We start from the raw sequence: 13,997 nt of genomic DNA, 5'->3' as shown, positions 1-13,997 counted from the left end.
GGCGTTTTCTACAATGGCCGGATGTTCGTTCACCTGCGCCTGCACACCGAGTTTTCCGTCGTCGACGGCACCAACCGCATCGATGAAGTCGTCAAGGCCGCGGCCGCCGACGGCCAGCCTTCGCTGGCGATCACCGACCTCAACAACCTGTTCGGCGCCGTCAAGTTCTACAAGGAGGCGCGCGGCAAGGGCGTCAAGCCGGTGCTGGGCGCCGAAATCCATGTCGAAGGCCTGGGCGCCGAGCCGGGCGCGCTGACCCGCATCGTCCTTCTGGTGCAAAACAAGGAAGGCTACCTGCACCTGTCCGAGCTGCTGGCGCGCGCCTGGACCCAGAACGTGGGCCGCGGCCAGGCCCAGGCGGCCTGCAAGGTGGCCTGGCTCGAGGAACTGCAGGGCGGGCTGATCGCGCTGTCGGGCGCGCAGGCCGGACCGCTCGGCGCGGCGCTGCTGCAGGGCCACGAAGAGCGCGCCGCCGAGATCGCACTGCAGCTCGCCGGCCTGTTCCCGCACCGCTTCTACATCGAACTGCAGCGGGCCGGCCGGCCCGACGACGAGCCGCACGTGGTCGCCGCCGTCAAGCTCGCCGCGCGCCTCAGGCTGCCGGTGGTCGCGACCCATCCCGTGCAGTTCGCCACCGCCGACGACTACGAGGCGCACGAGGCACGGGTCTGCATCTCCGAGGGCGAGATCCTCGGCAACCCGCGCCGGGTGCGCAAGTTCACGCGCGAGCAGTATTTCAAGTCCTCGGCCGAGATGGCGGCGCTGTTCGCCGACGTGCCGAGCGCGTTGGCCAACACGGTCGAGATCGCCAAGCGCTGCAACCTCACGCTGGTTCTCGGCAAGCCGCAGCTGCCGAACTTCCCGACGCCCAATGGCATGCCGATCGAGGAGTACTTCCGCGTCGCCTCGTTCGAAGGGCTCGAAGAGCGCCTGGCGCACCTGTACCCCGACGCCGCCAAGCGCGATGCCGAGCGGCCGCGCTACGTCGAGCGGCTCGAGTTCGAGATCAACACGATCCTGAAGATGGGCTTTCCGGGCTACTTCCTGATCGTCGGCGACTTCATCAACTGGGCCAAGAAGAACGGCTGCCCGGTCGGTCCGGGCCGGGGCTCGGGCGCCGGCTCGCTGGTGGCCTACGCGCTCAAGATCACCGACCTCGACCCGCTCGAATACAAGCTGCTGTTCGAACGCTTCCTGAACCCGGAGCGGGTCTCGATGCCCGACTTCGACATCGACTTCTGCCAGGGCAACCGCGACCGCGTGATCGACTACGTCAAGGACAAGTACGGGCGCGACGCGGTGAGCCAGATCGCCACCTTCGGCACCATGGCCGCGCGGGCCGCGATCCGCGACGTCGGCCGGGTGCTCGACATGAGCTACATGTTCTGCGACGGCGTCAGCAAGCTGATCCCGAACAAGCCCGGCAAGCCGGTCACGATCCAGTACCCGCCCGCGGACCTGTCGGAAGCCGACCGGGAAAAGTACGCGATCGCTGCCGAGCCGCAGCTCGCCGCCCGCATCGAGAAGGAAGAAGAAGTCCGCATGCTGGTCGAGCTGGCGCAGAAGCTCGAAGGCATGACCCGCAACATCGGCATGCACGCGGGCGGCGTGCTGATCGCGCCGGGCAAGCTCACCGACTTCTGCCCGCTCTACCAGCAGCCGGGCAGCGATTCGGCCGTGAGCCAGTACGACAAGGACGACGTCGAGGCCGTGGGCCTGGTCAAGTTCGACTTCCTGGGCCTGGCCACGCTGACCATCCTGGAGATCGCCAAGGACTTCATCGTCGCGCGCCACAAGGGCCAGGAGAACTTCGCCTTCGAGAACATCCCGCTCAACGACGTGCCCACCTACAAGCTCTTTTCCGAGGGCAAGACCGAGGCCGTGTTCCAGTTCGAATCGCGCGGCATGCAGGGCATGCTGAAGGACGCGCGGCCGACCCGGCTCGAGGACCTGATCGCGCTGAACGCGCTCTACCGTCCGGGCCCGATGGACCTGATCCCCAGCTTCGTGGCGCGCAAGCACGGGCGCGAGCCGGTCGAGTATCCGCACCCGCTGGTGGCCGAGATGCTGTCCGAGACCTACGGGATCATGGTCTATCAAGAGCAGGTGATGCAGACGGCGCAGATCCTGGGCGGCTACTCGCTCGGCGGCGCCGACCTCTTGCGCCGCGCGATGGGCAAGAAGAAGGCCGAGGAAATGGCCGAGCACCGCGAGATCTTCCGCAAGGGCGCGGCCAAGAACGACATCGACCAGAAGAAGGCCGACGAGATCTTCGACCTGATGGAGAAGTTCGCGGGCTACGGCTTCAACAAGTCGCACGCGGCCGCCTACTCGCTGCTGGCGTACCACACGGGCTGGCTCAAGGTCCACTACACGGCCGAGTTCTTCTGCGCCAACATGACGGTGGAAATGGACGACACCGACAAGCTCAAGGTGCTGTTCGAGGACGCCCAGAAGAACTTCGGCATCAGCTTCGAGCCGCCGGACGTGAACCGCGGCAACTACCGCTTCGAGCCGGTGACCGACCGCGTGATCCGCTACGGACTGGGCGCGGTCAAGGGCACGGGCCAGCTCGCGGTCGAGGCCATCGTGAAGGCGCGCGAGGAGGGCGGCGCGTTCACGAGCCTGTTCGACTTCTGCGTGCGCGTCGACCGCCAGCGCATCAACAAGCGCACCGTCGAGGCCCTGATCAAGGCCGGCGCCTTCGACGCGATCCAGCAGAACCGGGCCTCGCTGATCGCCTCGGTCGATCGCGCCTTCGAATTCGCCAACGCGACCCAGGCCAACGTGGCGCAGGCCGACATCTTCGGCGACTGCGAGCACGGCTCGGCGGCCCAGGAGCCCGGCCTGGTCGACGCCACGCCCTGGGGCGTCAAGGAGCGGCTCACCTACGAGAAGACGGCCGTTGGCTTCTACCTGTCGGGCCACCTGTTCGACGAGGTCGAGCACGAGGTGCGGCGCTTCTGCAAGCGCGAGATCGACGAGCTTCTCGACAGCCGTGAGCCCCAGGTGATCGCCGGCATCGTGAGCGACTTCCGGGTCATCAACGGCCAGCGCGGCCGGCTCGCGATCTTCAAGCTCGACGACAAGTCGGGCGCGATCGACGGCACCGCCGACGAAGCGCTCTTCAATGCCAACCGCAACGTGCTCAAGGACGACGAGCTGGTGATCGTCAGCGGTCGCCTGCAGCCCGGCCGCGGCGGTTTCGAGGCCCGCTTCCAGGTCCAGCAGGTCTGGGACCTGGCCACGGCGCGCTGCCGCTTCGGCAAGTTCCTGCGCGTGGCGGTGAACGGCAAGGCGCCCGACATCGCGCGGCTGGTCAAGGACTTCCCGCCCCGCACCGAGCAGAGCGAACACGGCGAGCTGCGGCAGGGGCTGGGTGTGCGCCTGTCGATGGCGCGCGGCGGCGCGCAGGTCGAACTGCAGCTGGGCGAGCGGGCCAAGTTCTTCCCCACCGATGCGGCGTTGGCCAGCTGGACGGCGCAGGCCGATGCGGGCAAGGCGGCGGTGGTCTACGAGTAGACCTGCGCATGTTCAGCCTCGACCGTGCGCTGTTCCTGCTGCTCAACGCAGGTTGAGCGCAGGGCATAAGGCATAAAACTCGGGCTGGCTCAGCGCTTCGGCCGCAGCGTCACGATCAACCGCGCGGGCACGGTGCCGTCGATGTCGCGCGGCAGCTTCTCGGTTTTCTGCAAGGCGCGCAGGGCGGCGTCGTCCCAGTTCGGCAGGCCGCTGGTCTTGACCAGCTGCGGTGTGCCGACGATGGTGCCGTCGGGTGCCAGCCGGACGTCGAACTCGGCGCCCGGATTACCGCTCACCAGATCGGCGTCGGGGAACACGACGTTCGGCCGCACCGCGGCGGCGACCTTGCCGCCGTAGCTGCCCGACGGGCCCGACGACTTCGCGGCAGCGCCTTCTCCACCCGAACCGGCCATCGCCTGCATCCGCTTGAGCGTGGCCGCCCGATCGGCGGCCGCCTGCGCAGTCTGCTTGGCCTCGGCTTCCTTTTTCTTCGCGGCTTCGGCCTGCTTGGCGGCCTCGGCCTCCTTGCGCTTCTGCTCGGCGAGCTTCTTCTGCTCTTCCTTCTTGCGCTCGGCCTCGTCCTCGGCGCGCTCGCGTGCCTCGGCCTCGCGCTTTTCCTGCGCCGCCTTCTTCTGGGCCTCGAGCTTCTTCTGCTGCTGGGCCTGCTGCTCGAGTTCGCGCTCCTTCTGCTCCTTCAGTTCCTTCTGCTTCTTCTCGCGTTCGAGGGCGATGTCGGGCGCCTTCGGCGCGGGCGTCGGCTCGGGCGGTCGAACCGCCTGGGGCGGTGGCGGCGGAGGCGGGGGCGGCGGTGGGGCCGGGGTCGGCGTCGGGGCCGGCGGCACCGGCACCGGTGCCACGGCGCGCGGCGCGGCCTGCTGCACCGTCGTCGACCACAGTTCGGCCTCGACGGCGTCGTTCTCGGCCTCGCGGCGCCAGTTCACGCCCCAGGTCAGGGCGGCGATCAGCAGCGCATGGGCGACCAGGGCCAGCGCCACCGCGCGCGGCGTGCCGCGCTGCGGCGGCGGCGCGAATTCGGGGCGGTCGGCGGCGAGCGACACTTACCTGGCGCCCGTGGTTTGGACCGACAGCCCGACCCGCTCGATGCCGCTGCGCTTGAGCTGGTTCATGGCCTTCACGACGGTCTCGTACTTGACGGTCTTGTCGGCGCTGATCACCACCGGCCGCTCGGCATCGCCGCCTTGGGCCTGCTTGGCGGCCGCGCCGATCTGCGTCATCGGGATCGAGCTGCCGCCGCTGCCGGTCGACGGGTCCTTCTTGATCTGCACCTCGTCGTCGCTCTTGATCACGATCTCGATCGGGCGGTCGGGCTGCTTGTTGGCCTTGTCGACGCTCGGCAGGTTGATCACGCTCGGCGTGATCAGCGGCGCCGTGACCATGAAGATGATCAGCAGCACCAGCATCACGTCGATGAACGGGACCATGTTGATCTCGTTGATCGTGCGGCGGCCGCGGCCGCGGGAGGACATGGCGGGCATGGTGCGGGCTCCGTTCAGCGGCCGGCCGGGGTCACCGACGCCGGATTCACGTGGGCCGTGAGGTTGCGCTGCAGGATGTTCGAGAACTCTTCGATGAAGGTCTCGAGCGCGATCGCGATCTTGTCGATCTCGCGGGCGAAGCGGTTGTAGGCGACCACGGCGGGAATCGCGGCGAACAGGCCGATCGCGGTGGCGACCAGCGCCTCGGCGATGCCGGGCGCAACGGTGGAAAGTGTCACCTGGGCCAGCGCGGCCAGGCCGGTGAAGGCATGCATGATCCCCCAGACCGTACCGAACAGGCCGACATAGGGCGAGACCGAACCGACCGTGGCCAGGAAGGACAGGTTCTGCTCGACCGCGTCGAGTTCGCGCTGGTAGCTGGCCCGCATGGCGCGGCGCGAGCCGTCGAGCAGGGTGCCGGTGTCGGACACGTGGCGTTCGCGCAGCTTTTGATATTCGCGCATGCCGGAGGCGAAGATGCGCTCCATCGGGCCGGCGAACTTGGCGTTCTGGGCCGCCGACGAGAACAGCTCGTTGAGGCTGGTGCCGGACCAGAAGTCGCGCTCGAAGTCTTCGTTGAGCGAGCGGGTGCGCTTGAGCGCGAAGTACTTGCGGAAGATCGCCGCCCAGCTGGCGACGGACACCACGATCAGCAGCAGCACCACGAGCTGCACCGGCAGGCTGGCGTGGAGCAGGAGGGAGAGTATCGACAGGTCTTGTTGATTCATGGCTTGAGAGGTTGAGACATGGAGCCGGCGAAGCGCTCGAGGGTTCCCGAAACTTGGCGCGGGATGCGTGCGGGTCGCAGGCTGGCCGCATCGACCCAGCCGATGCGGATCGTGCCTTCGCACAGCAGGGCCGGACCCGATGCTGCGCTTTGCTCTGAATTTGATAGCACGCGCTGGGCGATTATCAGGGACGCCGAGCCGATCTGGCGCAGCTCGGCTGTAACCAGCAGTTCATCGTCGAGCCGGGCCGGGCGGTGGTACTTCAGCTGGGTTTCGCTGACCACGAAGATGCCGCCCGTGTCCTCGCGCAACTGGCGCTGGGCGATGCCCATGGAGCGCAGCCACTCGGTGCGGGCGCGCTCCATGAACTTCAGGTAGTTGGCATAGAACACGATGCCGCCGGCATCGGTGTCCTCCCAGTAGACGCGAATGGGCAGCGCAAAGCTCATTCGGTCAGGCGGCAACGGCGGCGCCGGCCCAGGCGCGCAGGCGGGCCACCGACTCCTCGAGGTGCGCCATCGAGCTGGCGGTCGAGAAGCGGATGAAGCGTCCGGTCTCGGCACTGCCGAAGTCGCGTCCGGGCGTGACCGCGACGTGGGCTTGCTTCATCGCCTCGAAGGCGAAATCCCAGCTGCCGTCAATGCCGAGCTTCTCGGCCAGCGAGGAGCAGTCGGCCCAGGCGTAGAAGGCGCCGTCGGGCATCACCGGCACTTTGAGCCCCAGCGCATTCAGCTGCGGGATGAACCAGTCACGACGGGCCTTGAACTCGGCCCGGCGGCGCTCGTACTCGGCGATGCTGTCGGCCTCGAAGCAGGCCAGCGCCGCGTATTGCGACACCGTGCTGGCGCAGATGAACAGGTTTTGCGCCAGGCGTTCGACCGCCGGCACCAGGGCATCGGGCACCACCAGCCAGCCGAGCCGCCAGCCGGTCATGTTGAAGTACTTGCTGAAGCTGTTGATGCTGATGACCTGGTCGTCGATCGCCAGCGCGGTCTGGCCGAACTGGTCGTCGTAGGACAGGCCGAGATAGATCTCGTCGATCAGCGTGATCCCGCCGCGCGCGCTCACGACCTCGTGGATGCGGCGCAGTTCGCCGGGCGCGATCGAGGTGCCGGTCGGGTTCGACGGCGAGGCCAGCAGCACGCCGCGGGTGCGCTCGGTCCAGGCCGCCTCGACCTTGGCGGCGCTGAGCTGGAAGCGCTCGGCCGCGGTGGTCGGCACCAGCACGGCGCGGCCGTCGGCCGCGGTCACGAAGTGGCGGTTGCAGGGATAGCTGGGGTCGGGCAGCAGCATCTCGTCGCCGGCCTCGATGAGTGCCAGGCAAGCCAGCTGCAGCGCGGCCGAGGCACCGGCCGTGATGACGATGCGGCGGGCCGGCACGTCGACCTTGAAGCGCTCGGCGTACCAGCCGCTGATGCGTTCGCGCAGGTGCTCGAGGCCGGTGGCCTGGGTGTACTGCGTGGCGCCGGCACGCACGGCGCGAGAGGCGGCTTCCTGCACCAGCGGCGGCGCCGTGAAGTCGGGCTCGCCGATGTTCAGGAAGATCATTGGCCGGTCGGTGTGGGCGACTTCCCGCGCCAGCTTGGAGGCCGCCTTCGCGACCTCCATGACGTAGAACGGCTCGATCCGTTCGGCCCGCTGCGAAATCCTCATGGCTTGGCCTTGCCGCTCAACCGGTCGGCCTCGACCTCGTCCGGGCGCAGCTTCGGTGCCAGGCCATTGAGCACCGCGTTGACGTACTTGTGGCCGTCGGTGCCGCCGAATTCCTTGGCCAGCTCGATGCACTCGTTGAGCACCACGCGCCAGGGTACGTCGAGGCAATGCTGGAACTCGTAGACGCCGATCCACATCACGCCATGCTCGATCGGCGAGATCTCCTCCAGCTTGCGGTCGAGCAAGGGCACGATCAGGGCGTCGAGCTCGTCGGCGTTTTCGATCGATCCATGCAGCAGCGCGTCGTAGTGCGCCGCGTCGGCCTTGTGGAAGCCGGCCAGGTCACGTGTGAACTGGTCGATCGAGGCGGCGTCGTTGCGCCCCACGAGGTGCTGGTAGAGGGCCTGCAAGGCGAACTCGCGGGCCCGGCTGCGGTTCGACTTGGCGGCGGCCTTGCGCGCCCCGGTGCTGGTGAGCCCGGTGCGGGTCTGGCGCGGCTTGCCGCTGGATGATTTGGTGTCTTCGGTCATGAAAGGGTGGCGAGCAGCTGCGCCATCTCGACCGCCACGCGCGCGGCGTCGCGGCCCTTGTCGGTCTGTCGCGCCACGGCTTGTTCGAGGTTCTCGGTGGTCAGGATCGCGTTGGCGATCGGGATGCGGTAGTCGAGCGACAGCCGGCTCACGCTGGCGCCGGACTCGTTGGCCACCAGTTCGAAGTGGTAGGTCTCGCCGCGAATGATGCAGCCCAGCGCCACCAGGGCGTCGTAGCGCTCGCGCTCGGCCAGCGCCTGCAGCGCCACCGGGACTTCGAGCGCGCCAGGCACGCTCACGTGCTCGATGTCGTCGTCGGCGACGCCGAGCGCCGCGAGTTCATCGCGGCAAGCCTTGGCCAATGCGTCTGTGATGTCTTCGTTGAATCGCGCCTGCACGATCCCGATGCGGAGGCCCTTGCCGTCGAGCGCGACGTCGGCGCCCTTGTTCGCGTGTTGCATCAGAGGTTTTCTTTCGAGATGTAGCCGGCGATCTCGAGGCCGTAGCCGGCCGCCATGCTGGGCATGCGGCGCGGCGTGCCGAGCAGGTTCATCTTGTGGACGCCGCACTCGCGCAGGATCTGGGCGCCGATGCCGTAGCTGCGCAGGTCCATGCGGCCGCGCTCGGGCGCCTGCGCCGGCCGCGCCGTGCCGTCGAACTGCGACAGCAGCTCGGCGCCGGTCTCGCCGCAGTTCAGCAGCACCGCCACGCCCTTGCCCTGGGCCGCGAGATGCGCCAGGCTGGCGTCGAGGCTCCAGGAATGCAGTGCGCGGTTGAGTTCGAGCGCATCGAGCACCGACAGCGGCTCGTGCACGCGCACGTCGACCGTGTCGCCGGCATCCCACTTGCCGCGCACCAGCGCCAGGTGCACGCCGTTGCTGGGCTTGTCCTTGAAGGCGTGGGCGGTGAACGGGCCCCAGGCGGTCTGGATCTCGCGGCAGCCGACCTTCTCGACCAGGGTCTCGGTGCGGCTGCGGTGCTCGATCAGGGCGGCGATGGTGCCGATCTTGATGTCGTGTTCGGCCGCGAACAGCTGCAGGTCGGGCAGGCGCGCCATCGTGCCGTCTTCGTTCATCACCTCGCAGATCACCGAGGCCGGCGAGCAGCCGGCCATGGCCGCCAGGTCGCAGCCGGCTTCGGTATGGCCGGCGCGCATCAGCACGCCGCCGTCGACCGCCTGTAGCGGGAAGATGTGGCCGGGCTGGACCAGGTCGGCGGCAACGGCGTTGGGCGCCACCGCGGCCTGAACGGTGCGCGAACGGTCGGCGGCCGAGATGCCGGTGGTGACGCCCTCGGCGGCCTCGATCGAGACCGTGAACGCTGTCGAGTGCTTGGCGCCGTTGCGCGCCACCATCGGCGGCAGCTGCAGCCGCTCGCACATTTCGCGCGAGAGAGTGAGGCAGATCAGGCCGCGCGCATGACGGGCCATGAAATTGATCGCCTCGGGCGTGACGTGGTCGGCGGCCAGCACGATGTCGCCTTCGTTCTCGCGGTCTTCCTCGTCGACCAGGATCACCATGCGGCCGGCGCGCAGCTCGGCCACGATGTCTTCGACCGGGGAGATCGGTGCGGGCGCACGGCCGCTGCGCGGGGCGCCGATCGGCGTGACGGATGCATTCATGGGAGCTTGTCTTGGGTGGGTGGTTGGATGGCGCCGGCCTGGAGCATGCGCTCCACGTAGCGGGCGACGGTGTCGATCTCGAGGTTGACCTGGCTGCCTGCCGTGAGGCCGCCGAGCGCGGTGTTCTCGACCGTGTGCGGGATCAGGTTGATGCTGACCTCGCTGCCGTCGGTGACGTCGTTCACGCTGTTGACGGTGAGGCTGACGCCGTTGATCGTGATCGAGCCCTTGTAGGCCAGGAAGCGGGCCAGCGCCGGCGGCGCCAGCACGCGCAGCTCCCAGCTTTCGCCGACGGGTTCGAAACGGCGCACCGTGCCGATGCCGTCGACATGGCCGGAAACGATGTGGCCGCCCAGCCGGTCGCTGGCACGCAGCGCCTTCTCGAGGTTGACCCGTGTCTGCGCTTCCGACAGGCCTGCGGTCTTGGCCAGCGATTCGGCCGAGATGTCGATGGTGAACAGCTTTTGCGCCGGGTCGAGGGTTGTGACGGTCATGCAGGCGCCGTTGAGCGCGATGCTGTCGCCGAGCCCCACGTCGTCCAGATAGCCGTCGGGCACCGCAATGCTGAGACGCTTGCCGTGGGAGGAAGAACTGCCGAGGTCGTGGACGGCGGCGATGCGCCCCACGCCGGTGATGATTCCGGTGAACATCGCCGCATTTTCGCAGAGATGCGGGGGCTGCCCGGCCCGCAGCCTAAAACTTGTCCCGGCCGGCGACGCGGGCGACGATCCGCAGGTCGGGCCCGATCGCCTCGAACGACCGGAATTCGAGCGCCAGGGCCTCGCCCAGCGCCGTCAGCGGGCCGCCCGCATGGGGCCGGCTGGCGATGCCCAGGCCGTCGCCGATGAACTTCGGCGCCAGGTACAGCAGGATCTCGTCGACCAGGCCTTCGCGCATCAGCGAACCGTTGAGCTTGTGGCCGGCCTCGACATGCAGTTCGTTGACTTCGCGCCGGGCCAGGTCGGCGAGCAGGGCGGCCAGGTCGACCTTGCCGTCCGCATTGGCCAGGCAACCGATGGTGGCGCCGCGGGCTTCGAGCGCCAGGGCCTTGGCCTCGTCGCGCGCGGCGGCGTAGATCCAGACCGGGCGCTCGACTTCGAACAGCCGGGCGTCGGGCGGGGTCTGCAGGCGGCTGTCGACGATCACCAGCGGCGGCTGGCGCACGGTCTCGACCAGCCGGACGTCGAGTCGCGGGTCGTCCTCGATCACGGTGCCGACGCCGGTCAGGATGGCGCCGGCGCGGGCGCGCCAGGCGTGGCCGTCGGCGCGGGCCCGCTCGCCCGTGATCCACTGGCTGGTGCCGTTCTCGAGCGCGGTCTTGCCGTCGATCGAGGCCGCGGCCTTGAGCCGGACCCAGGGGCTCTGGCGGACCATCCGGCTGAAGAAGCCGAGGTTGAGTTCGCGCGCCTCCATCGCCAGCGGCCCGACTTCGACCTCGACGCCGGCAGCGCGCAGGCGCTCGAAGCCCTGGCCAGCGACCAGCGGATTCGGGTCGGCGAGCGAGGCGACGACCTTGCCGATGCCGGCCTGCGCCAGCGCATCGCAGCAGGGGCCGGTGCGCCCGTGGTGGGCGCAGGGTTCGAGTGTGACGAACGCGGTCGCGCCGGCCGTCGAGGCGCCGCGCGCCGCGGCATCGCGCAGGGCCATCACTTCGGCGTGCGGGCCGCCGGTGCGCTGGGTGTGTCCGCTGCCGATCGTCCGGCCGTCGGGCGCGACGATGACGCAGCCGACCGCCGGATTCGGAGGCGCCGTGGTGCTGGCCGCACGGGCCAGCGACAGGGCCAGCCGCATCGCTTCGTCGGCGGTCAATGGCGAGCTCGGGGCAGGCGTCGGGGTCATGCGAAGGAGAGGTGTTTTCAGCGGTTCCAGCATTCCGCCTGGAGTTCGTCCGCAGCGCCGACGGCGGCGAGCCCGCGCACACCGGCATGGTCGAGTGTGTAGCCGCCGCACCGGTCGCCGGCTTGGGTGCCCAGGGGAAGTGCGGTCAAAGTGTAGCCGCTGCCCTGGGCGTCGGCGGGCTCGAAGACGATCCGGTAGTTGCCCGAAGGGACGGCCCGCAGGCCTTCGGGAAACTCCGCGGGGTCGCCTGGGTAGTGGCCGGTGGCGGTCGCGGCGCGCTCGAGCCAGTGTGCCGCCTGCAGCAGCCCGGCGCGGGCCTCCGCGCGCAGAGCGCGCTGCACATGGGCCTGGTAGCTGGGCAGTGCCAGCGCCGTCAGGATGGCGACCAGCGCCACCACCACCAGCAATTCGATCAGCGTGAAGCCGGGCTGGCAGCGGCGCGTCATTGCAGTTGCCGCCAACCCGGGCGAAGCAGGATGCTCCCCAGGCGCTGCATCGGCGGCGCCACCGGCTGGCCGGGCGCGGAGATCGATTTCTCGAGCCGGTCGCCCCGGATCCCGATGCCGAGGCCGGCTTCCAGCCGCGAAGGCTGGCCGCCGATGGCGGCCGGCAGGTGGGCGTAGAGCGTCGACCGGGGCGCCGAGCCGTTGAGGATGTCGAGCGTGGTGCGAAAGCGTCTGGCGGGCGTTGGCGGCAGGTCGAGGCGGCTGCCGGGCGCAGGCAGCTGGCTCCAGACATCGATCAGGTCGCCCTCGAACCAGCCCGGGTTCTGCAGCACGCGCTCGCCCGGCAGCGGCAGGTCGAGGAACCAGCCACGCCGCGCTTCGCTGCCGGCGTACGGCACCGGCTGCGATGACACGGTGCCGGCGCCGTGGGCGCCGTCCAGCTGCACGCTCTGGGCGACCAGGCCCGTGCGACCGTTGGCGACGGGCCCCCGGCCGGCGCCGAAGCGCGGTGTCGGCTCGCCGGCCTGGCCGGCCGTGCCGTGGCGCAGGATCGGCGTGTCGTCGTGGACCCCGTAGATCGTCTGCCCCTGGAGGCCCGGCCCGTCGGCGGGCGCGTTTCGACGGCCGGTGCCGAAGGCCACGATCAGACCGCCCTGCGGATGGGCCTTCCAGACCGGCGCTGCGGTGATCGGCTGGCGGATGGCTGCCGCGGACGCGTCGCGCGCCACGAACAGCGGAGCGCCGTCGAAGGCGGTCTTCCAGCTTCCTGCGCTTGCCGCGCGGAGGTCGAACTTCCACAGGTTGCCGAGYAGGTCGCCCGCGTAGGCGACATCGGCCGTGCCGTTGCCATCGAGATCGATCAGCCGCGGCACGCCGAGCCCGTTGCCGGGGCCGGGGGCGGCAGTGATGCCGAGCAGTTCGCGCTTGCGGTCGAGGTACTGGACCAGCAGCACCGCGGTGCCGCTGGCGCTGCGCTCGCCATTGCCGATCACCAGCGCCCAGCGGCCGTCGTTCATCGGGGTGATCTGGCGGCTGATCGAAGGATCGCCGGCTTCGGTCGCTGGCTCGCCCATGATCTCGCCGATGTCGTCGTCCAGGCTCGCGGGCGCGCTGCGATCCAGCACCACCGCGCGTTCGGCGCTGGCTCGATCGAACGCGGCCGGGTCGGTGACGTCGAGCACGAAGTAGCCCCTGCCGCCGGCGCCGAGGAAGGCGGCGAGGTAGCTTCGCCAGCCGCCGGGATCGCGTGTGCCCGGCGCGCCCAGGTACAGGTCGCCGACCAGGGGCGAGCCGTCGACCAAAGGCGCCGGCCGCCAGTCCGGACGGGTGAGTCGGGCCAGCCGGGCGTGCAGGCCTTCGGGGACGTAGGCGATTCTTTCCTCGCCGGTGCTGGCGTCGAAGCCGTGCAGCATGCCGTCGCCGGCGCCCACGTAGAGCATCGGCGGGCGCGCGGCGAGGGCGCGGCGGAAGCCGGCGTGGTCTTCGGCCGAGTACGCCGCGGCCGGCGCCGGCTGGTGCCAGAGCCTGGAATTCACGATCTCGCCATGGCGGGAGGTGCGGCGCCGCAGCGGCCCGCCCGGATTGCCGCCTTGCTCCTTGGCGCGGTCGCCGCGCAGGTAGGCCAGTCGGTCCTTGGCGTTCGCCTCCGCAGCGGCACGGTCCGATGCGCCATCTTCTGGGTCCATGAGCGCCGACTGCTGCGCCGGGGACAGCGAAGCCCATTCCCAGGGAATGCCGACGGCCGGCACGCCGCTGCCGGTGCTGCGGGCCGAAAGCACGACGCGGGCCGCCGGCCAGTCGTCGCCGTGGGCGTCCATGACGGAGGCGGTCGAGCGGGGCCGCGCGGGGCGGGCGGGCTCGGCTTCGGTGGCGACGGTCGCGGGCAGATCGCCCCACAGTCCGCGCGCATCCGGTGTGGGTCTGCCGTGCCGGAGCGCGTAGCCGGTGACCGATCCGGTCCAGCCGGCGGTGTCGTAGCCGGCCGCGAACAGCGCAGCCGCATGGCGGTCCGAGCGCGCACTGGCGGCCAGCGAGCTCAGGTGCGCCGTGGTCCGCTGCGTTGGCGGCGAGCCCGGTGGCGCGTCGAGTACCTCTGCGGTCGCGGCGGCGGCCCCGATGGCCGTGGCGAGGGCCGAGGCCCGCTTCACAAGTACCCGTCTCAT

Annotated in this window: 13 protein-coding genes; 1 reads left to right on the top strand and 12 read right to left on the bottom strand. The window is 69.8% G+C overall.

Annotated features, from left to right (window positions below; genetic code table 11):
- Positions 1–21: 21 nt before the first annotated feature.
- Positions 22–3,522, top strand: coding sequence for a DNA polymerase III subunit alpha (dnaE, locus tag AC1DF3_RS11355; protein WP_286531560.1), 3,501 nt, complete (start codon positions 22–24; stop codon positions 3,520–3,522).
- Between the two features lie 89 nt (positions 3,523–3,611).
- On the opposite strand, the gene tolA is transcribed toward dnaE, so the two are convergent.
- From tolA to AC1DF3_RS11295, 12 genes are read right to left on the bottom strand one after another with little or no spacing between them, the layout of a single operon-like run.
- A complete protein-coding gene (gene tolA, locus AC1DF3_RS11350; protein WP_286531561.1) occupies positions 3,612–4,580 on the bottom strand; it encodes a cell envelope integrity protein TolA in 969 nt (322 codons plus the stop codon).
- Positions 4,581–5,018, bottom strand: a complete 438-nt coding sequence (locus AC1DF3_RS11345) for an ExbD/TolR family protein (RefSeq protein ID WP_286522577.1) — start codon at positions 5,016–5,018, stop codon at positions 4,581–4,583.
- A 14-nt stretch (positions 5,019–5,032) separates the two neighbouring features.
- Positions 5,033–5,746: a protein TolQ gene (gene tolQ / locus AC1DF3_RS11340; protein WP_286522575.1), complete on the bottom strand. Its 714-nt coding sequence runs from the start codon at positions 5,744–5,746 to the stop codon at positions 5,033–5,035.
- Positions 5,743–6,195 (bottom strand): tol-pal system-associated acyl-CoA thioesterase, encoded by a 453-nt coding sequence (ybgC, locus tag AC1DF3_RS11335; protein ID WP_286531562.1) that lies wholly within the window; start codon positions 6,193–6,195, stop codon positions 5,743–5,745. Before ybgC ends, tolQ begins: the two co-directional genes overlap by 4 nt.
- A 4-nt stretch (positions 6,196–6,199) precedes the next feature.
- Positions 6,200–7,399: a pyridoxal phosphate-dependent aminotransferase gene (locus AC1DF3_RS11330; RefSeq protein ID WP_478139677.1), complete on the bottom strand. Its 1,200-nt coding sequence runs from the start codon at positions 7,397–7,399 to the stop codon at positions 6,200–6,202.
- Entirely contained in the window at positions 7,396–7,929 is a 534-nt protein-coding gene (nusB, locus tag AC1DF3_RS11325; protein WP_286531564.1) for a transcription antitermination factor NusB, read from the bottom strand. The genes AC1DF3_RS11330 and nusB overlap by 4 nt, the downstream gene beginning before the upstream one ends.
- Entirely contained in the window at positions 7,926–8,390 is a 465-nt protein-coding gene (gene ribH / locus AC1DF3_RS11320; protein ID WP_478139676.1) for a 6,7-dimethyl-8-ribityllumazine synthase, read from the bottom strand. Before ribH ends, nusB begins: the two co-directional genes overlap by 4 nt.
- On the bottom strand, positions 8,390–9,550 hold the full coding sequence (ribBA, locus tag AC1DF3_RS11315; RefSeq protein WP_478139675.1) for a bifunctional 3,4-dihydroxy-2-butanone-4-phosphate synthase/GTP cyclohydrolase II: 1,161 nt from the start codon (positions 9,548–9,550) through the stop codon (positions 8,390–8,392). Before ribBA ends, ribH begins: the two co-directional genes overlap by 1 nt.
- Positions 9,547–10,200 carry a riboflavin synthase gene (locus AC1DF3_RS11310; RefSeq protein WP_286531566.1) on the bottom strand — a complete coding sequence of 218 codons (654 nt, stop codon included), beginning with the start codon at positions 10,198–10,200 and terminating at the stop codon, positions 9,547–9,549. The genes ribBA and AC1DF3_RS11310 overlap by 4 nt, the downstream gene beginning before the upstream one ends.
- Positions 10,201–10,243: 43 nt before the next feature.
- The gene (gene ribD / locus AC1DF3_RS11305; RefSeq protein WP_478139674.1) at positions 10,244–11,389 is read right to left on the bottom strand and encodes a bifunctional diaminohydroxyphosphoribosylaminopyrimidine deaminase/5-amino-6-(5-phosphoribosylamino)uracil reductase RibD; all 1,146 of its coding nucleotides are present in this window, start codon (positions 11,387–11,389) and stop codon (positions 10,244–10,246) included.
- Between the two features lie 17 nt (positions 11,390–11,406).
- Positions 11,407–11,835, bottom strand: a complete 429-nt coding sequence (locus tag AC1DF3_RS11300) for a type IV pilin protein (protein WP_286531567.1) — start codon at positions 11,833–11,835, stop codon at positions 11,407–11,409.
- Entirely contained in the window at positions 11,832–13,997 is a 2,166-nt protein-coding gene (locus AC1DF3_RS11295; protein ID WP_478139673.1) for a pilus assembly protein, read from the bottom strand. The genes AC1DF3_RS11300 and AC1DF3_RS11295 overlap by 4 nt, the downstream gene beginning before the upstream one ends.

Source organism: Variovorax sp. 10N432, assembly GCF_056394465.1.
This window is presented reverse-complemented; position numbering and strand designations above follow the sequence as displayed.